The organism is Orenia metallireducens (genome assembly GCF_001693735.1).
In the GTDB taxonomy this organism is placed as follows: Bacteria; Bacillota; Halanaerobiia; order Halobacteroidales; family Halobacteroidaceae; genus Orenia; species Orenia metallireducens.
In genome coordinates, this window is record NZ_LWDV01000010.1 from 128463 (window position 1) to 148509 (window position 20047).

Below are 20047 nucleotides of genomic sequence, written 5' to 3' on the forward strand. Positions count from 1 at the left end.
TGAATTAACATAATAAAAGGTACCACTCTGAGATCAGAGTGGTACCTTTTATTATGTTAATATTATCGGGAAATTCATCTAACTTTTATTATGAGCTTCCACTACTTATCCATTACTATTAGTCATTACTATTTTATTGGTCATAACATCAAATTGCTTCTTTTAACTTAATTACTAACAACTCCATCTCTAGATTTTTATCACTTCCTGTGACTAATCTACAGTCTGTTTCAAATAACTTCTCTAAAGCTAGCTCCAAAGATTCAATGCTAAAATTATTACTCTGTTGGAGGCATTTTTGGATAGGATATGGATGTTGATTCAACCTCTTAGCAATTTGTTTTACCGTTAATCCTTCATTAGATAATAACTTACTCTGTAGCATCAATCTAATTTGACGGGCAATCATTCCTAATATCTGCTTAGCATCCATTCCTTCTTGCATAATATCTGATAACAGCCTTAATGCTAATGAGGTATCCTTTTGACCAATAGCATCAACAAAATCAAAGACTATATTATCTTGAATCAGCCAATCTTTACTAATAATCTCTTCTATATCAGATGTACTAATAAATTTATTATCACCCATAAATGTAATAATCTTGTTTATTTCACTATCTAATCTCTGTAAGTCATTATTAAAAGCCTCCTCTAATAAGGTAATAGCACTATTTTCTATCTGGTATCCATAGCTATTGATTTGATTGGCTATCCAATCATCTAATTTCTTATATTTTAGTGCTTCAAATTTTAAAATTTGACCTATCTTCTTTACTTCTTTAAAGATTCTTAAGCCCTTTTTAGGTTTCTGATAACTTACAAATAATAAAATAGTACTTTCAGGAAAGTCTGCTAATAAGTCATGTATAATCTCTACATCTTTAATCTTCTTTTTAAATAAATCATAAGTATAAACTATTACAATCCTCTTTTCAGCCATAAATGGTAGTGTCTTAACAGAATTAATTAATCGAGCAACCAATTGATCATCCTCTTCTATAATATTAAGATTAAAGTCTTTTAACTCCTTTGACGCAAACTTATCAATAAAACCTTCAATAAATTCCTCTATTAAATATCTATCCTCTCCATAAATCAAATAAACTGAATCCAATTGATTTAGCTTCTTCTTTAAAATATCGATATGTTGCATAAATTATACCACCTTTTAAAATATCATTAAAACTCCATCTTCTCTTAATCTTAGCTGAGCCTTAACATTTATTTTAACATAAAATTTTAGTTATTAAAATTCTTATTTCAAAATTGGTTATATACAGATGTTAAACCTCAAAAATTTTCTGTTATAGAGTAATATAATATTAATGAATAAAAATATCTTTAGAATCTCCATACTTATATTAATATTTAAGAGTAATTATTCTGTTCTTTTACTCTTTATCTATACTAATCTATGGCTAATAATTCTTTTTCACTATCTATATATAATTTTTATTATTATTTTGTTTTTTATATAAAAATTGCTAGTATATCATCAAAACAAAGAACACACAATAAGAGTACAAAGTTAAAAAGGAGGTGACAAAGATGAGCGTTAGAAATAATAGTAACAGAGTTTTAAATCCAATGGCTATACAAGCTTTAGACAAATTCAAATTAGAAGCTGCCACTGAGTTAAATATCTCTAATGAGTATAAATCTGGATACTGGGGTAACATCACTTCTCGTGAATGTGGTGCTGTTGGTGGTCAAATGGTTAAAAAGATGATTCAATCTTATGAGGATCAATTAGCTAATGGTGCTAATGCTGGATTCACTGCTACTAACACCACTGCTACTACTAATGACAATAACAATGATTACAACTTAGCTGCTAAAGCTGGTAACTTCGTTCCTCAACAATAATCATACTATTAAATTATACTACTAATTAAACTACTAAAAGGAGCTGATAAATTATGGGTATTCGTAATAACAGTAATAGAATTTTGAATCCAATGGCTATGCAAGCTTTAGACAAATTCAAATTAGAAGCTGCCACTGAGTTAAATATCTCTAATGAGTATAAATCTGGATACTGGGGTAACATCACTTCTCGTGAATGTGGTGCTGTTGGTGGTCAAATGGTTAAAAAGATGATTCAATCTTATGAAGATCAATTAGCTAATGGTGCTAATGCTGGATTCACTGCTACTAACACCACTGCTACTACTAATGACAATAACAATGATTACAACTTAGCTGCTAAAGCTGGTAACTTCGTTCCTCAACAATAATCATACTATTAAATTATACTACTAATTAAACTACTAAAAGGAGCTGATAAATTATGGGTATTCGTAATAACAGTAATAGAATTTTGAATCCAATGGCTATGCAAGCTTTAGACAAATTCAAATTAGAAGCTGCCACTGAGTTAAATATCTCTAATGAGTATAAATCTGGATACTGGGGTAACATCACTTCTCGTGAATGTGGTGCTGTTGGTGGTCAAATGGTTAAAAAGATGATTCAATCTTATGAAGATCAATTAGCTAATGGTGCTAATGCTGGATTCACTGCTACTAACACCACTGCTACTACTAATGACAATAACAATGATTATAATTTAGCTGCTAAAGCTGGTAACTTCGTTCCTCAACAATAATCATACTATTAAATTATGCTACTAATTAAACTACTAAAAGGAGCTGATAAGTTATGGGTATTCGTAATAACAGTAATAGAGTTTTAAACCCAATGGCTATACAAGCTTTAGACAAATTCAAATTAGAAGCTGCCACTGAGTTAAATATCTCTGATGAGTATAAATCTGGATACTGGGGTAACATCACTTCTCGTGAATGTGGTAGTGTTGGTGGTCAAATGGTTAAAAAAATGATTCAATCTTATGAAGATCAACTAGCTGGAAGCTAATTATAAAGATTTAAAACCTCATACAACTAAATATAGAAAATGAGCGGTGCTATCATCGCTCATTTAATTTTCTAAAAATAAAATAGATTGGAAGGGAGAAATTTATAATGAAGAAAATGAAATATTTTATTTTTATGAGTATCCTACTAAGTGGTTTACTTCTAAATGTTAATTCTATAAATGCTCAAACTAGAAATGTATATACAGTGCAAAAAGGCGATACTATCTGGTCAATATGTAAAAAATACCAAGCTGACTTTATGGACACTCTGAATATGAATAAACATTTTGAAGACCCTGATATGATCTATCCTGGAGATAAAGTTTATATCCCTAATCTTAATACAACTAGGTTACAAGCATTAAGAGATAGACTTACTAAATATAGAAGACCAGAAACTCAAAAACCTGAGATGGACAATAATATGAATCAAAAACCACAAACACCTCAAGAAGATATGAATATGCCTGAAGACACACCACAACAAGAGACTCCTCAACAAGATCAAGCTCCAGCAGCAGATGCAAGCATCAGTGCTCTGGAACAAGAAGTGGTTAGATTAGTAAATGTAGAGAGACAAAAACAGGGATTACAACCCTATAAACATAACTCTCAAGTCTCCAATATTGCAAGGCGTAAATCAGAGGATATGCGTGATAAAAAATACTTCAGTCATCAATCACCAACTTATGGTTCTCCTTTTGAGATGCTAAATCAATTTGGTGTAGAATTTACTGCTGCTGGTGAAAATATTGCCAAAGGTCAACAGACAGCAGCGGCAGTAATGAATAGTTGGATGAACTCTCCTGGACATCGCAAAAATATTCTAAGTGAAAAGTTTACTGAAATTGGTGTAGGTCTAGCTAAAGACGCAAATGGAACAACATATTGGACACAAATGTTTATTAGACCTTGAAATTAGCACAGATGACGAGTAACAACTACCAAAATAAAATTTTTAATTGTTACTGGTTTCCAAACCATTATAATATATTTATTAAAAACCTAAATATAAATACTACTCTGCATTATAGCTACAGAATTAATTCTGTAGCTATCTCTTATTTATTTAATAAAAATTTTTGATAGTTATACCTCTGCCCATCAGTCCACAAAGTAACAGCTCCAGAATAATCTGTTCTTAATACCTTTACTCCTCTTTTGCCAAACCTTTTAATTATCTTCCTACTAGGATGACCATAATTATTCCTACCAACTGAAATAATCGCTAAAACTGGGTTAACTTTATCAATAAAGCTTATAGAGCTTGAGGTATCACTCCCATGGTGCCCTACCTTTAAAATTATACTGCTCAGATTAGCACCATTGGCTAATAATCTCTCTTCTCCTTCCACTTCTAAATCACCTGTGAATAATACTTTAAATTCTTTATAAATCAGTTTCAAGACCAGAGAGTTATTATTTGCTGGACTTTCATTGATTAATGGTAACTCTGGACCTAACACCTTAAATTCAACTTGAGAAGCTTTAACATTATCACCTTTAAATAATTTAATGACCTCTATTCTCTTCTTTTTTGCTAACTTGAAGAACTTTTTTGATATCTCATCTTCCTCTAATATTGGTGGATAGAAGATTCTATCAACTCTAACCTCTTTAATTAATTCAATGATTCCACCTACATGGTCAGCATGAAAATGGGATATAAAGACCATGTCCAAACTTCTAACACCTCTAGACTTTAGATATGCTATAATTTCTCTACCATCTTCTCCACCATCTATTAAAATTCTCTGATGTGATGGAGTTTCTAAATAAATTCCATCACCATTTCCTACAGATAAGATGATTATCTTTAAGCCATTAACATCACTAAAACCTAATTGCACAATTAACATTAGAACAATAATCAAAATAATAAGCTTACCATGTAATTTATAATTCTTGCTATAGGGAATTAAATTAGGTTTTAAAACTTTAACTAAAGAATAAACAATAAGGTAATAAAGGACTATTGTAACTATAGCTTGCTTTCCTACTAATAAGACAGTAACAAAATTCTCTACTATCATATTAACTATCCTTAAAACCAGAAATAATACTACCCTAATTATAATAGCAAATAATTTAGCAATGATAGTTATCTTAATTAAAGCAAGCAGAATAAAGAAGACGCCAAGCCATAAAACCAAACTGATTAAAGGCATAATTAGTAAATTACTTAGTACACTTAATAATGAAATTTCATAAAAATAATAAATTAATATCGGTAATAATCCCAGTTGTGCTGCTAAAGATCCTGAAATTAAATTATTCAACTTATCATTCTTGAGTGGTAAATAATTAGAGATAATAGGAGTCAAATAACTAATCGCTACTACCGCTCCAAAGGATAACTGAAAGCTTACTGTAAATAGGCTAAAGGGATTAATCAAGACTATAACAATCCCTACACCAGCTAATAGATTATAGATATCTACCCTTCTCTCTAAATAATTTCCTAGTAGAACTAAAAAAATTAGTAGCACAGCTCGTAAACTGGGCAGTTGGCAACCTGTGATAATTAAGTAGAAGGTTAGAAAAATAAGACTAAATATTAGGTTCAATCTTTTAGAAAACTTTAGCCTGTTTCCGATTAAATAAAGCAGATAACTTATCAAGCCAATATGAAATCCTGAGATAACTAATAGGTGGCTTAAGCCAAGCTTTCTAAAGTTATCCTCTATTTTATCTGGCAACAAAGATTTATCACCTAAGAGTAATGCTTCTAGAATATAATTATAAGGTTGAGGAAAATATTCCTCAATTAAAACTGTAATTCTTTGCCTTAAATTAAATAAAGTCCTTATTATAAAATTGGCTCTATTGGCTATAACTCTAATATCTTCATAACTATTCACCTTTGCAATCCCATAAATCCCCTGTTGTTTTAAGTACTTACGATAGGAGAATCCTCCGGGGTTGCTTTGAGACTTAGCTAACTCTAGCTTAGTATCAACCTCGATTATATCACCATATCGCAACTTTGGGTCTATCTTGTAAGTAGATAATAATACCTCTTTATTACTATAAATATCTCTATCAACACCCCTAATATCAGTAAGAAGATACTCCTTTCTATAACCTTTATCCACTATTCTTATAACCTTAGCTACTAGTTTAACCTTATTGCCTATTATTTCACCTAAGCTATCCTTCTGCCAACTTAACTCTACAGATTGTAGATAAATAAAACCCAATAAGAATATTAAAAAATAGATAATAACTTTAACCTTAGCTGACCTCTGCTTCCAAAGATAACTTGCAATAAACACTAAAACGATAGCAAGTCCCTCTAATAGATTTAGAGAAATAATATCTAATAAGAAATAATTTCCTACAGTCAAACCTAATACCAGTAAAATAAATACTTCAAGCAAGGGACGATTGAGTTTAATAAGCAATCTGACTTTTGAGTTTCTCCAAAGTCTTAGGTCCTATTCCAGGAACGTTAGTTAGTTCTTCTATACTACTAAACCCTCCCTGATTTTGTCGATATTTAATAATCTTCTCAGCCGTCGAGGGACCTACTCCCTTTAATTGTTGTAATCCTTCTTTATTAGCAGTATTAATATTTACCTTATTAGTAGCTTTGGGAGCTGGTAGGCTAGCAGCTACTTTAGTAGCATTATTGAAAGGTATAATAATTTTCTCTCCATCCTTAACCTCATCAACTAGATTTATACTATCTAAATTTGCCTCAGCACTAACTCCTCCTGCCTTCTCTACTAATTGATAGATTCTTTCTCCCACTTGGCATTTATATACTCCTGGATTTTTGACAGCCCCACCTAGCTGTACTATCAAAGCATTAGTTTTTCTAGGCTCTTCTTTATGATAGCTCCTTTTAGTTTCCACCCTTTCTTCCTTGCTAAGTATTTCTTCTCTTGCAGAACTTCTTTTAATTTGAATAGTATCTTCAGTATTGAAGCTTCTAGTCTTGAAGAATAATAACAGAGTAGCCAGAATAATCGCAATAATCAACACCAATAGGATATAATCTTCTTTCTTACAAATTCTAAGCATCACTTCACCTCCTGATTGCTTATTGTTGACTGTTAGCAATTTTTTATACCATTTACTATATAAAAAGAGCAACCTCTTACAGTTGCCCTTGCAAATTGATATATGAATTTAAAGTAAGACTAATAGAGATGATGCGATACTTTCAGACCTCACCCCTTAATCCCCCTACGAGTAATACAGTTCAATTACTCTTCGTACACAACCAGTCTCTCCTTAACTAACGAGAGGGGAAAATCCTTCTTTTATTGTTCTTCTGCTAAGAATAGGAGAAAGGGAGTAAATCTGCTTTTATTCCCTCTCCTAAGGTAGGAGAGGATTAGGGTGAGGTCTGAGAGTTTGAATTATAAACAGTACCACAATATACCCATATAACATCATATCTAAATTTAACTTTAGAATTAAATCCTATAATTCAAATAACCGCAAAGCATCAGCTATCTCTCGATACTTTTTAGAGATAGTAACACTAGTAACATTATACTTTTGAGCAACCTCTTCTTGAGTAAGTCCATATCCTCTAAAGTCACTGATAATATACTCAACAGCACCTGCCCAACTCTTCTCTCTACCTCTTATTACATTTACAGACTTCTTATAATCTCTCCATAATAATAGAGCTTCATTAATTTCATTTATATCATAAAAATCATTCATAGTCTCTACAAGTAGTTTCTCTACACCATCTTGAGCCTTAAAACCCTCCTCTTTCTTATATAAATCTATTAAATTCTGTAGTCTCACAATTGCTTCTAACTCCTGAGATTCTTCTCCAAAGCCCTCTACATGCATCTGTAGTAAATCTAAGAATAAGTTAAGTTGTTGCCTTCCTTTAAAACTACCTAAAAGTTCAAATATATTGTCTCCTTCTAGACTATCATCAAAGTCTATTGGTAGGGTCTCTAAGATATTTTCTAGCATCTCAACAGGTATAGCATCATCTTTATTTATATTCAAAATCCTTTCTTTATCATAAATAACTGAGAAACTCAGTAACTTCTTAATTATCTCTTTTCCTTCCTCAAACTTCTCTAAAATATCTGAATGGAATAACATCTTATTATCCTCAATTATAAACCTACCATAAATTCTATAATCATGCCCCTCACTGTCAATTGGCTCATCTGAAATCCAAACCAAAAAATCAAGTCCACCTTCTGAAGAGTCATATTCTATACTGGGGTGAGATGATAACCTATTTATTACCAGATTTCTGGATTGAACCTTATAAGTTGCTTCGTATAATTTACTAGGATAGTATTCTCCCTCTGGAAAGTTCAATAAATCTTCCTCTATTGAGTTTTCTATCTCATTCACTAGATAAAAAATCTCTAAACTATTACTTTTAAAAAATCTTTTAAGCAACTCTTCTTTATTAAGATCTAGATCTAAAGACTCTTGGTAATTGCTAAGTCTGTTATTAACCTCTTTTAAGATTAACTCTCTAGCATCACCAGGTAAAATATTAAAAGGTCCTATTGGCTGATATTTATGCCCTATCTTAGCCAACCTAGCAATTATAATATTCCCAACCTGAATAATATCATCATAATCTTTCTCCAAAGTATCCAAAGATAGTAATAATCTTTTCTGAGTATAAAAATCATAAAGCATATAAACATTATTATCATTAGCATCTATTATCTGATAAATACTTAAAGATAAGTCCAATAGTTCTTCTAAGATAGCTTCCCCTTCTTTAGGTAGATCAACTTTTTTCTCTTGCTTAAAAAGTTGAATAACCGTCTTATTATCTCTTATAGGATAATCAAATAAGGCTGTAGTTAAGAAGAAATCATGCTCCTCTCTAGATAGCTCTTCTAAGAAGACATAACCAAGCCTTTGAATAAAATTATTAAGTGCTGGTCTCAACTCTTCAGCGTATCCTTCTAGACTGAAGAAATCCAGTAACTTATCCATTAGAACCATATTAGCATATTCATAACTTCCTTGTGTTTTATCACTCATCTTATTCTCCCCTTATACTTCTTCATAAAAACATGAAAAAGCTTACATCTAACAGATGCAAGCTCTAAGAATCATTCTACTTTACAACAATATTAACCAATCTCTTAGGAACAACAATTTCTTTAATGATTGTCTTATCTTCAAGGTACTCTTGTACCTTCTCTTGCTCCTTAACGATTCCTTTTAGCTCTTCAGGGTCGATATCAGCAGCAACTTCAACCTTATCCCTTACCTTACCATTAACTTGGACAACGATTGTGATTTCATCCTTCTTAGTAGCCTCCTCATCATATTCTGGCCAGCTCTGTAGATGGACACTCTCCTTATATCCTAGCTCTGACCATAACTCTTCAGTCATATGTGGTGCAAAGGGAGCTAATAATAAGATAATAGTCTCTACAACCTCTCTATATAATGAATAATTTATCTCTTCACTATCTACTTCATTTAAATACTTATAAGTTGCATTAACTAGCTCCATAATTGAACTGATAGCAGTATTGAACTGTTGACGCTCTGCAATATCTACAGTTACACTCTTAATTGCCACATGTAACTGGCGGTGTAACTCTTTTTCTAACTTATTGTCTAATGAATATTCGTCAGTAGCTACCTTAAGATCATTACTATGCTCAGATACCAATCTCCAAACACGATTTAAGAAGCGTTCAGCACCCTCAACTCCCTCGTCACTCCAGTCTAAATCTCTCTCTGGTGGAGCAGCAAATAGGATAAATAATCTAGCTACATCAGCACCATAGTTCTCTAAAATCTCCATAGGATCAACGATATTCCCTTTAGATTTAGACATCTTAGCACCATCTAATAAGACCATACCTTGAGTCAATAAGTTATCAAAAGGCTCTTTATAGTCAACTAACCCTTGGTCACTCATAAATTTCATGAAGAATCTCGCATAAAGCAAGTGTAAGATTGCATGTTCAATTCCACCAATATACTGGTCTACATTCATCCAGTAATTTGCTCTATCTTTATCAACGATCTTATCAGATAATTCTGGGCAAGTATATCTTATATAATACCAAGAAGAATCAACGAAAGTATCCATTGTATCTACTTCTCGCTTAGCAGCTTTACTACACTCTGGACAAGTAGTATTAACAAAGTCTTCTACATTGGCTAACGGTGATTGACCTTGCCCTGTGAACTCTACATTAGTAGGTAATTCTACTGGTAAATCCTCTGCTGGTACTGGCACAACTCCACAATCATCACAATAAACCATTGGAATAGGAGTCCCCCAGTATCTTTGACGAGAGATTAACCAATCTCTTAAACGATAATTAACCTCCTTCTTACCAATACCCTCTTCTTCTAGATAAGCAACAATCTCAGCAAAGGCTTTTTCAAAGTTCAATCCATTTAAGAAGTCAGAGTTAACAATCTTACCCTTCTCTGTATAAGCTTCAGTCAAATCTCTTCCATTTAATTCTTCTTCTCCTTGAACTACAACCTTAATCTCTAAATCATACTTCTTAGCAAATTCAAAGTCACGTTGGTCATGAGCAGGCACTGCCATAATAGCCCCAGTTCCATATCCCATTAATACATAATTTGCAATCATAACTGGAATCTCTTCATCAGTTAGAGGGTTGATAGCTTTAATTCCTGTATCTACACCCAATTTCTCAGCATCAGATCCAGTTCTCTCTTCTTCATCTTGCTCCTTCATTTTAGCAATAAAGCTCATAACTTCCTCTTCTTTATCAGTACCAGTTACTAACTTCTTAACCAATGGATGCTCAGGAGCCAATACCATATATGTAGCACCAAAGATAGTATCAGGCCGAGTAGTAAATACCTCTATCTCTTCATCACTATCCTTTATCTTGAATTTAATTTGAGCACCTTCACTACGACCAATCCAGTTATTCTGCATCGTCTTAACCCGTTCTGGCCAATTCTTCAATAATTTATGGTCATTTAATAGCTCTTCTGCATAATCAGTAATCTTAAAGAACCATTGTTCTAAGTCTTTATCTACTACCTCACTATCACAACGTTCACACTCTCCATTAACTACCTGCTCATTAGCAAGTACTGTTTGACAGCTTGGACACCAGTTAACATTTGCCTTCTTCTTATAAGCTAGCCCTTCTTTATATAGCTCTAAGAACAACCATTGAGTCCATTTATAATAGTCAGGATGGCAAGTAGCTACCTCTCTATCCCAATCATAGCTTAAACCTAACATCTTAAACTGCTTTCTCATATTAGCAATATTATCCCAAGTCCAACTATTAGGATGAATACCATGCTTAATTGCTGCATTCTCAGCAGGAAGTCCAAAGGAGTCCCAGCCCATTGGATGCAATACGTTATACCCTTCCATTCTTTTGTACCGAGCAAAAACATCACCTAAAGAATAATTTCTAACATGCCCCATATGTAAATTACCAGATGGATAAGGAAACATCTCTAAGACATAATACTTAGGTGCTTTAGTAATTTCACTCTTATATAGTTGAGTCTCTTCCCAATTTTGTTGCCATTTTGGCTCAACATTTTTGTAATCATATCTTCCTTTCATCAATTCAACCTCCTGTTTTTTAGTTAATAGCGATTTAATAGTTGATATTTAAAAATATTTATATTATGTACTTGATACTATTGACTATACAGTCTGATTTTATATTAATACACAAAAAACCCTCACCCCTAATAAAGATAAGCTCTTTAGTAGGGACGAGAGTTCCTCGCGGTACCACCCTATTTGGTATATTAAAGATTGGTGGAGATAACCGGGCTCGAACCGGTGACCTCTACACTGCCAGTGTAGCGCTCTCCCAACTGAGCTATATCCCCAAAACCATATACATACCCACTTTATAGAACAGGATAACGGTTGTCAACCGTATAGACTACTACTACTTCACCTATATGACTCCGAGGCGAGTTCAGTTTATACCTACTACTCCTCTTCCATGCCATAAAGCAATATTTAACTACAATTATTATAGATTAATCAATAATTTTTGTCAAGGGAAAATATTGTTAAGGCTGAGATTTAGGATAAGTCTAAGCTTGAGCCTAATTAACAGCTAAAACTTATCCTTGATCTTAAACTTAGACTTATACTTACTTCTGCCAAGTAACCTCTGTGGCATCTCCCCATAATTTCTCTAATTGATAATGATCTCTTTCATCTTTGTGGAAGACATGGACAATAACATCAGCATAATCTAAGACCGCCCATCTCCCTTCATCGATACCTTCTTTATTTTTAACATATACCCCTTCAGCTTCAAGGGCATCTTCAACAGAATTGATAATAGCTCTAACTTGTGTATCGGCTGCTCCACTACAGATAATAAAGTAATCTGCTAAAATAGAGACTCCTCTCATATCTAAGACCTTAATATCTTCTGCCTTTTTATCATCTGCAGCTTCAGCAACCTTTTTTGCCAATTCTTCTGTGTTGATCTCCTTCACCATATAACCTCCTAATAAATCTATATAATATCCTATATTAAACTATTTATTCTGTATTCAACTCATAATTCCTTGTTTTGCTCTAATATGGTCTATATCTTGACCTATAATTATCTTAATCTCTGGTTCTTCTCCTACAATTAATTCACTCTTTAGATAATTAGATAAGTCCTCTAGATTAGCTAATTGCTCTTGAGGAGCAACAATTGTAGTCTTAGAATAATTAAAACGGTCAGCATTTCCTACCCTCTTAATAAAATAGCCTTGCTTTTCTAATAAACCAGCAACATTATTAGCTATTCCTTGTTGACCACTTCCATTTAAAATAACCAATTGTAGCTCTTTATGATTTAAATAAGATTTATCTCTGATTAAAGTATTAACTAGTACTCTAGTTTCCTCTTTATGGGGTAGCCAGTAGCTGACTCCACCAATATACTTAGGTTCCCCTGGCAACATTACCATTTCAATCTCTTCTAGACTGAAATTAGGAATAAAAGATGCTAATTTTAACATCTTACTTAGACCTAAGTCAGTCTTAACATTTTGACTAAAATCTTTAACCAATTCTGGAGCCTTGAGTAAAGTCTTAACATCTAAAATCTTATCTAATGCTGCCTTCAAGAACTTCTGTTGCCTTTCAATTCTACCAAGATCACCTAAAGCATCATGTCTAAAGCGTACATAAGATAGGGCATCCTCACCATATAACTTTCTCCTTCCGGCTTTCAAATCAATATAGAGATTATCAGCTTGATCTACATAATAAAGATCCTTCTCTATCTCTATTTCTATACCATCTAAGGTATTGACCATATCTATAAAACCTTGATAATCGACCTGTAAATAATGGTCAATCTTAATTTGTAATAAATCCTCTATACTTCTCTGAGTCAGCTCTACCCCATCATAAGAATAAGCAGCATTAATCTTATTATAACTATTACGATCTGCTAGCTTTACCCTCGTATCTCTAGGAATAGAAATAATCCCTACCTTCTGCTCTGATAAATCAATACTAGCAATTATGATAGTATCAGCCCGAGTATGACCTTTATATTTTGAGTCAGAACCCAAGAGGAGAATATTTAGTTTATTATCATCTAAATCATTCTCCTTTACTATAGGAGTTGAATTACTCTCATTAGACTCTTCTACTTTAGTTGTTCTATTTAACATAAAGCTAAAAGTTAATAGACCTGCCCCTACAACTACCAAACAGATGACTAAAGCCAACAGAACAAATTTTGTCACCTTAGTTTTTAGGGACATAATCCCACTTCCTCTCTAATTTTGTCATTAGTTAAGAGTGATTAGAAACTAATCTTAAATTACTTACCAATCACTAATTCTAGTCACCATTTACTAATCACTAATTAATGAATTCCTTAATTCAATACTTTGAGGGTGAATAACCCTACCCTCTTCTAAATTATACTTGATTGTATTCTCACAAGCCATCTGTATAGCTTCATCTAATGACTTACCTTCTATATCTTCTCTTAACTGATTAATTGCTTTACAGTCCCTATTAGGCTCAATATAATCAGCTAAGAATATAATCTTATCTAGAGTGGTCATATCTTTATGACCTAAAGTATGCAAAGAGATTGCATTTAAAATATCTTCATCATCAATTCCAAACTCCCTTTTGGCAATCTCAGCCCCTACAGGAGCATGCAATAAAGCAGGAACCCTTTTACAAATATCATCTATCACTATACCAAACTCCTCTGCTCTTTGCAATAGGAGATTATTGGATATTTTCTTAGCACAATCATGTAATAGGGCAGCCCACCTTGCTTTCTCAACATCAACATTATGCTCTTTAGCAAGCTCAATGGCAGTATCTCTGACTCCCAAAGTATGCTTTAACCTCTTCTCACCAATCATTGTTGATAGTCTTTCTATTGCTTGGTTTTCAGTCATTATTATTCCCTCCTTACAAATCTTTGTCTTATGTAGATAGATATTCTGCTCATTAAATTTGAATAATATATTTTTCGGTACTTTTTAAAAATAAATAAAATCATCAAAACATCTTTCAGGAAGGCTTACCAGCCTTTTCCCGAGTAACTTTTGCCATTGCTGGATAAGTTACCAAAAGATCTAGAAGAAAATTATACCTACGAGTCTAAAAACCAAGACTCTCCGTGGCAAAATCAGCCCACTCACTAGGCAATCAATATCTATTTAATTTAACAAATATTTGAATCCTAATTCAAATATTATCTTTTTAAAACACTTACTTCGTTCAAACATTAATTTCCTTCGATTCAAAAACTTTTTAAACTTAACCGTTGTATACTAATTTAGTTGATATTATAATAAGAAGTTGCCGATTTGGCAACTTCTTATTAGGTCTTTATATAATATTTACAAGTCCAAACTAAAACTTATAATATTTTAAATTCATCACTCGTTACTAGTTACTAGTCACTGGTTACCCATTACTGAACTTTATCTTGGGTTAGCTGGTTCTATATCTATAGTCTTACCTTTAATTGTATTGTTTTTCATAACACTTATAACTTCACTAGCATATTCTCTTGGTACCTCTACAAAAGTGAATCTATCAAAAATATCAATCAACCCAACCAAATCTCCAGAGATACTAGTTTCTCCAGCAATTGCTCCTAGAATATCAGCTGGGCTAATCTTCTGCTTTTTACCGATATTGATAAATAATCTAACCATTCCCGGTTCAGCACCAGTATCACCAAAGTCTTCAATCTCTTCCTCTTCTTTATTATTATCTTTTTCAATTAACAGCTTTAATAAGGCTGCTGCTACATCGATTGAAGTATAATCTTCCTCAATTAATTCTTCAATCATCTTAATCTCTTTAGATAACTTTTCCCCCTCTAAGATATTAAATACATCCTCTAGAAGAAGTTTCATCTTAATCTCTTCTACATCACTAGCTGATGGTACATGCATTCTCTCTATCTTAGTTTTTGTATATTTTTGTATTCTTCTTAGCTTATAAACCTCTTTACCTGATACAAAGGTAAAAGCACGACCTGTTCTACCAGCACGACCTGTTCTACCGATTCTATGAACATAATACTCCTCATCTTGAGGAAGGTCATAATTAAATACTAACTCTATATCATCAATATCAATACCTCTAGCTGCCACATCAGTAGCCACTAAGATTTCTACAGTACCAGCTTTAAATTTACTCATAACTTTATCCCTTTGTGGTTGATTAAGACCACCATGTAACCCATCTACAAAGTAACCACGAGCTTGCAATTGAATTACAAGTTCATCAACTTGTCTTCTAGTATTACAGAAGATTATAGAGAGTTTAGGATTATAAATATCGATTAAGCGTGTCGTAACTTCTAGTTTGTTTCTGTTCTTAACTTCAAAGTATCCTTGTTCTATATTTGGTACAGTTAATTTCTTATGTACCACCTTAACTAGTTGAGGATCCTTTTGATATTTCTTTCTTAAATCTAAGATAGGCTTTGGCATAGTTGCTGAGAAGAATATTGTCTGTCTATCTCCTTCAATACCTTTTAAGATAGTTTCTATATCCTCTCTAAAGCCCATATTCAGCATTTCGTCAGCTTCATCTAAAATAATCATCTTTAAATCATCTAATTTTAAAGTACGGCGTCTCATATGATCCATAACCCGTCCAGGTGTTCCAATTATAATCTGTACACCTTTTTTCAAAGCTTTAATCTGACGATTAATAGACTGCCCGCCATATATCGGTACAATCTTCACCTGTCTTTTATATTTGGCAAGCCTCTTTAACTCTTCAGCTACTTGAATAGCTAATTCTCTTGTAGGACATAAAATAAGTGATTGTACATTCTTATCATTTTCATCAACATTCTCTAAGGCAGGAATTCCAAAAGCAGCAGTCTTACCTGTCCCAGTTTGAGCTTGTCCAATTACATCTCTTCCAGATAATATATGCGGAATAGACTGTGTCTGGATTGGAGTAGCTTCTTCAAACCCCATATCCTCAACTGCTTTTCTTATCTCTTCAGATAAGTTTAACTCATCAAATCTTTTTGTTTCCATATAATTATTACACTTCCTTTTCTGTTAGTCAGCTTCCTTATGATATATAATATGTGCATCTGATAATAAATAATTGTATAAATTCAAACTTTTTAGCAACTACCTTACTCATCATCAAGCTCAATTATCTCAGCTAAATTCATTAAGGAAAACTAAATAGCCAACTACACTATACACTTATACTGCTGACACACACCAAAACTATGTATCAACACATTCAATTTCATAAAATTTCTATAAGAATAATGCTCTATATGTAGCCTTATTATAAAGTCATATAAAATCTCAAACCTACTTTTATTATGAAATCACCTGAAATAAATAGTGTTTATGAATTCTACTGAAGCTATATACCAACTTAAAAACCAACTGTTATTATTTTTAACGTTCTCCTTTATCATAACACAAATATAATTTTTTGCAATTAATTTATAGGTTCACCAGTAAAATCAACTGTTAGTCTATAATATTTGTGATTAATCCCAGTTACGAGTAACGGGTAACGAGTGACCAGTGAAACACTAATCATTATCAAATCTCTTCACTCTTTCTACGAGTCCTGTGACTCTTCGTGAAGGAAAAATTCCCGACCGAATTTTTCCTATCCACTAATTACTATTTATATAGATTATGCTTCTTAATGTACATCTCTACTGTCTCTGGTAATTGATACTTAATGGGTCTACCCTGAATTATTCTCTCTCTGATATCTGTTGAAGAGATTGCTAAACCAGGAATCTCTAAAGGATGTATACTATTAAGATAAGAATCATAAATATCCTGCCCCAGCTCTGACAAACAATAACCAGGTCGTGTAGCAGCAATAAACTCAGCCTCTTGTAATAAATCTTCAGGATCTTTCCAAGTAAATATCTCTAAAATTGCATCAGAACCAGTAATAAAGTAGATTTTAGCCTCAGGATATAGCTTTTTAAACTCTCTTACTGTATCTATTGTGTAAGATAAGCCGACTCTATCAATCTCCATTCTAGATACTCTAAACTTGGGATTACTCATAATAGCCAACATACACATCAGATATCTATCCTCAGCATCGGTAATTCTCTTCTCTACCTTATGTGGGGGATTTCCTGATGGCACAAAGATTACCTCATCCAAATTATATTGATAAGCAGCACATTCTGCTGTCAATAAATGTCCATTATGAATCGGATCGAAGGTACCACCCATGATTCCAATCACTTTCTGTTTCTTCTCCATTACTTCACTCCCAATCTATATCTAAGAATTAATAAAAATCCGTTAAATAAACTTAAATCAGCATAATACAACTATTATCTTATACTAAGATTCAAATATCCTCAAGGGGATAACTTAAATATTTTTAATCGATTTTGGATAAAATTTTAATTAGAGGAGGAAGTAAAATGCTCAAAACTAAGAAAAGAACTTTATCACCTATCGAGCAGGAAGAGAAGCTATTAAAATTTGAAAGTTTGTACTACCAGATGCCAAAACCAGAGTATATTCCCGATAGATTATACCACTTTATCAATGAGGATAACCAAGCAGCACTCACAGAAGCTATAGAGATCATTAAGAGAGAAGGCTTAAAGAATGCTAAAAATCCCAGAGATATAACCAATTTTATCGATGATAAGGTACAAAGACCTTTGGGGATCTACTTTTGGGGTGAGCCTATCAATCAAGATATCCATATAGAAGTAAATATCAATAAATTAAACTTAAATAAATTATATGCTTTTCCCCACTTTATCGCTGATAGCATATTACAATTAAATAAAGATTACTCTGTACCAGAAGAATTTTGGGATAAAGTTAGAGAAATTGCAGTGGCTATCCCTTTTGAAAATTATCAGGGGCAATTCCAAGCTGAATATATCTATACTGCTGATATCCCCACAAAGCTAATAGAGATAAGAAAGAGCAACTGATTAATCAGTTGCTCTTAAAATTCTTCCTCTATAAATAAGTTGTTGAACTTCACTTTAGTTCCCTTAACCCCTAAGATAGATAAGTACTTACTTGTCTGTGTAGAAAAATTAATTTTTCCTAAATCTTGACCATTTAAATCTATATCCAATTTATTCTCTTTAGCTACAAGTTTAATACTCTTAACTGGCAATAAATTATCAATCTCTTTTTTGTATACTTCTTTACCGCTATCACCAAAAATAGTGAATAGTCCCTGTTGAGGATCAACCATTAAAGTATAATTCTCCTCTCCAGAGAATACCAAAGCAAAGGGATAATCACTTAATATCTTTAAATCCAATTCTAAATTAAAGTTAGCAAATTTATAATCACATATCTTAACAAAACTAGTATCTTTAAAGGCAATCTGATAGTTTCCATCTCCTTGTTCAATTATTACACTCTCATCATTTTCTATTTCAAAATAGTTGGGATATTCACCAGCAAAATCTTCCTTGATTACTAATCTATCAACTCCACTGACAGGTTGCTTATCAGATAAGATATACTCTAATCCCTGAGCAATATTTTCCCTCCAATTACCCCAATCATTCCCATCTAGATTGCTTTCAGCTTTATAATGATAGCCTTGCTCTTTCAACTCTTTGACCAATTTAAAGTTATTTATTAGATTCTGTTGATTAGCAAATTCTCCCCAATGTAAATAGAAGCGGATATTCTTTTTAGGGTTGTCTACTAATAATCTAATACTTTCCTCAGATAATAAAGGTGATTGCCCAAGGTAACTAGCAACAACTCCATTATCCTCTAAAATAGTACGAAGAGCCAGCTCTGCAAAGATATCATATCCTATTAAGATTCTCTTACTTATATCATCTATAGTAGGGTATTCTCTATCAAGATGAGTAATTATTCTTTTAATAAGCAAACTGCTTAAATTATTTTCAGAGGATAAATCCTTAGAATTGATAAATACTCCAATAACTTGATCAATCTTATCTTTAGCAATCATCTTATCAAGAGTATTAGTAATACCTCCATATTCCAAATACTTATCTCCACCGATAAAATATAGTACTGGATATTTCTTAGCAGAGTTCTCTTTATAACCTACTGGTAAATAGATAAGTATCTCTACATCTCCAACTACATCCCTATTAAGAGTACCCTTCTCTAGCTCTACATCATCTCTCCAATACCCCTGGCTGTCATATTTGGGCATCATTACTTGGCTGTTAAGACCAAATACACTACTTACCACCACATTGTTATTGAGTGGATCATTTTTAAATTCTCCATCTATCACAAATTTATAGTCAAAACGTGAATCTTCTGGAACTTTAATCTGCAGATAATATAAACTACTATTAGCTAATTGCTCCATCCTTATCTTTTTCCAATCACTTAAATCACTTATAAAAGCTATATTATTATCTTTAGAATCTGCTCTATAGACAAAAAGCACATTATTGTCTTGAACTAAAGGAAAATTTCCTACTCCAATTTTCTTTACCAATTTATCAATTTCTCTCTCTTTTTTATTAATACTAGATATCTTATCTATCTTACTTTCAAATTCATCAAACTCTTGGAGTAAGTTAAGGTTGCTAAAGCTAGGACTATTACTTACTACAGCTTTTGAATTACTATCTCCAGATTTACAAGCCACTAATAAAAATGTCAATAATAAAGATAAAAAGAATACTATAACTCTTTTCATTTATTTTTGTCAACTTATATTTAACTAAATCGCTATTCTTT

Annotated in this window: 17 protein-coding genes and 1 tRNA gene; 6 read left to right on the forward strand and 12 right to left on the reverse strand. The window is 32.5% G+C overall.

What is annotated here, in order from left to right; genetic code table 11:
* Positions 1-148: 148 nt before the first annotated feature.
* On the reverse strand, positions 149-1156 hold the full coding sequence (holA, locus tag U472_RS12780; protein WP_068719140.1) for a DNA polymerase III subunit delta: 1008 nt from the start codon (positions 1154-1156) through the stop codon (positions 149-151).
* Positions 1157-1551: 395 nt separating this feature from the next.
* On the opposite strand from holA, the gene U472_RS12785 reads away from it, so the two are divergent.
* The 5 genes from U472_RS12785 (at position 1552) to U472_RS16400 (ending at position 3797) form a co-directional block, all read left to right on the forward strand.
* The gene (locus tag U472_RS12785) at positions 1552-1869 is read left to right on the forward strand and encodes an alpha/beta-type small acid-soluble spore protein (RefSeq protein WP_083189918.1); all 318 of its coding nucleotides are present in this window, start codon (positions 1552-1554) and stop codon (positions 1867-1869) included.
* Between the two features lie 53 nt (positions 1870-1922).
* The gene (locus U472_RS12790; protein WP_083189919.1) at positions 1923-2240 is read left to right on the forward strand and encodes an alpha/beta-type small acid-soluble spore protein; all 318 of its coding nucleotides are present in this window, start codon (positions 1923-1925) and stop codon (positions 2238-2240) included.
* 53 nt (positions 2241-2293) lie between these two features.
* Positions 2294-2611 carry an alpha/beta-type small acid-soluble spore protein gene (locus U472_RS12795; protein ID WP_083189919.1) on the forward strand — a complete coding sequence of 106 codons (318 nt, stop codon included), beginning with the start codon at positions 2294-2296 and terminating at the stop codon, positions 2609-2611.
* Positions 2612-2664: 53 nt separating this feature from the next.
* Entirely contained in the window at positions 2665-2880 is a 216-nt protein-coding gene (locus U472_RS12800) for an alpha/beta-type small acid-soluble spore protein (RefSeq protein WP_083189920.1), read from the forward strand.
* 275 nt (positions 2881-3155) lie between these two features.
* A complete protein-coding gene (locus U472_RS16400) occupies positions 3156-3797 on the forward strand; it encodes a CAP domain-containing protein (protein WP_245684813.1) in 642 nt (213 codons plus the stop codon).
* A gap of 145 nt (positions 3798-3942) precedes the next feature.
* On the opposite strand, the gene U472_RS12810 is transcribed toward U472_RS16400, so the two are convergent.
* The 10 genes from U472_RS12810 to nadD form a co-directional block, all read right to left on the reverse strand.
* Positions 3943-6285: a DNA internalization-related competence protein ComEC/Rec2 gene (locus U472_RS12810; RefSeq protein ID WP_068719142.1), complete on the reverse strand. Its 2343-nt coding sequence runs from the start codon at positions 6283-6285 to the stop codon at positions 3943-3945.
* A complete protein-coding gene (locus U472_RS12815) occupies positions 6275-6907 on the reverse strand; it encodes a helix-hairpin-helix domain-containing protein (protein ID WP_068719144.1) in 633 nt (210 codons plus the stop codon). The genes U472_RS12810 and U472_RS12815 overlap by 11 nt, the downstream gene beginning before the upstream one ends.
* Before the next feature lie 405 nt (positions 6908-7312).
* Complete coding sequence (locus tag U472_RS12820) at positions 7313-8872, reverse strand: hypothetical protein (protein WP_068719146.1); 1560 nt, start codon at positions 8870-8872, stop codon at positions 7313-7315.
* Positions 8873-8948: 76 nt separating this feature from the next.
* Positions 8949-11423 carry a leucine--tRNA ligase gene (leuS, locus tag U472_RS12825; protein WP_068719148.1) on the reverse strand — a complete coding sequence of 825 codons (2475 nt, stop codon included), beginning with the start codon at positions 11421-11423 and terminating at the stop codon, positions 8949-8951.
* Positions 11424-11622: 199 nt separating this feature from the next.
* Positions 11623-11698 (reverse strand) — tRNA-Ala (locus tag U472_RS12830).
* A 273-nt stretch (positions 11699-11971) separates the two neighbouring features.
* Positions 11972-12316, reverse strand: coding sequence for a ribosome silencing factor (gene rsfS, locus U472_RS12835; RefSeq protein ID WP_068719787.1), 345 nt, complete (start codon positions 12314-12316; stop codon positions 11972-11974).
* A 66-nt stretch (positions 12317-12382) separates the two neighbouring features.
* Positions 12383-13597, reverse strand: coding sequence for an LCP family protein (locus U472_RS12840; protein ID WP_068719150.1), 1215 nt, complete (start codon positions 13595-13597; stop codon positions 12383-12385).
* A gap of 93 nt (positions 13598-13690) precedes the next feature.
* Positions 13691-14254 (reverse strand): bis(5'-nucleosyl)-tetraphosphatase (symmetrical) YqeK, encoded by a 564-nt coding sequence (yqeK, locus tag U472_RS12845; protein ID WP_068719152.1) that lies wholly within the window; start codon positions 14252-14254, stop codon positions 13691-13693.
* Between the two features lie 531 nt (positions 14255-14785).
* Entirely contained in the window at positions 14786-16369 is a 1584-nt protein-coding gene (locus U472_RS12850) for a DEAD/DEAH box helicase (protein WP_068719154.1), read from the reverse strand.
* A 615-nt stretch (positions 16370-16984) separates the two neighbouring features.
* Positions 16985-17590: a nicotinate-nucleotide adenylyltransferase gene (nadD, locus tag U472_RS12855; RefSeq protein WP_068719155.1), complete on the reverse strand. Its 606-nt coding sequence runs from the start codon at positions 17588-17590 to the stop codon at positions 16985-16987.
* Between the two features lie 167 nt (positions 17591-17757).
* On the opposite strand from nadD, the gene U472_RS12860 reads away from it, so the two are divergent.
* A complete protein-coding gene (locus tag U472_RS12860) occupies positions 17758-18285 on the forward strand; it encodes a hypothetical protein (RefSeq protein WP_068719156.1) in 528 nt (175 codons plus the stop codon).
* A gap of 14 nt (positions 18286-18299) precedes the next feature.
* Here U472_RS12860 and U472_RS12865 read toward each other — a convergent pair whose 3' ends face one another.
* The gene (locus U472_RS12865) at positions 18300-20006 is read right to left on the reverse strand and encodes an alpha/beta hydrolase-fold protein (protein WP_068719157.1); all 1707 of its coding nucleotides are present in this window, start codon (positions 20004-20006) and stop codon (positions 18300-18302) included.
* Positions 20007-20047: the final 41 nt, after the last annotated feature.

Excerpts from the sequence above, each read along its gene's own strand:
- holA (WP_068719140.1), bottom strand. The coding sequence starts at position 1,156 with ATGCAACATATCGATATTTTAAAGAAGAAGCTAAATCAATTGGATTCA.
- U472_RS12785 (WP_083189918.1), top strand. The coding sequence starts at position 1,552 with ATGAGCGTTAGAAATAATAGTAACAGAGTTTTAAATCCAATGGCTATA.
- U472_RS12790 (WP_083189919.1), top strand. The coding sequence starts at position 1,923 with ATGGGTATTCGTAATAACAGTAATAGAATTTTGAATCCAATGGCTATG.
- U472_RS12795 (WP_083189919.1), top strand. The coding sequence starts at position 2,294 with ATGGGTATTCGTAATAACAGTAATAGAATTTTGAATCCAATGGCTATG.
- U472_RS12800 (WP_083189920.1), top strand. The coding sequence starts at position 2,665 with ATGGGTATTCGTAATAACAGTAATAGAGTTTTAAACCCAATGGCTATA.
- U472_RS16400 (WP_245684813.1), top strand. The coding sequence starts at position 3,156 with ATGAATAAACATTTTGAAGACCCTGATATGATCTATCCTGGAGATAAA.
- U472_RS12815 (WP_068719144.1), bottom strand. The coding sequence starts at position 6,907 with ATGCTTAGAATTTGTAAGAAAGAAGATTATATCCTATTGGTGTTGATT.
- U472_RS12820 (WP_068719146.1), bottom strand. The coding sequence starts at position 8,872 with ATGAGTGATAAAACACAAGGAAGTTATGAATATGCTAATATGGTTCTA.
- leuS (WP_068719148.1), bottom strand. The coding sequence starts at position 11,423 with ATGAAAGGAAGATATGATTACAAAAATGTTGAGCCAAAATGGCAACAA.
- U472_RS12840 (WP_068719150.1), bottom strand. The coding sequence starts at position 13,597 with ATGTCCCTAAAAACTAAGGTGACAAAATTTGTTCTGTTGGCTTTAGTC.
- yqeK (WP_068719152.1), bottom strand. The coding sequence starts at position 14,254 with ATGACTGAAAACCAAGCAATAGAAAGACTATCAACAATGATTGGTGAG.
- U472_RS12850 (WP_068719154.1), bottom strand. The coding sequence starts at position 16,369 with ATGGAAACAAAAAGATTTGATGAGTTAAACTTATCTGAAGAGATAAGA.
- nadD (WP_068719155.1), bottom strand. The coding sequence starts at position 17,590 with ATGGAGAAGAAACAGAAAGTGATTGGAATCATGGGTGGTACCTTCGAT.
- U472_RS12860 (WP_068719156.1), top strand. The coding sequence starts at position 17,758 with ATGCTCAAAACTAAGAAAAGAACTTTATCACCTATCGAGCAGGAAGAG.
- U472_RS12865 (WP_068719157.1), bottom strand. The coding sequence starts at position 20,006 with ATGAAAAGAGTTATAGTATTCTTTTTATCTTTATTATTGACATTTTTA.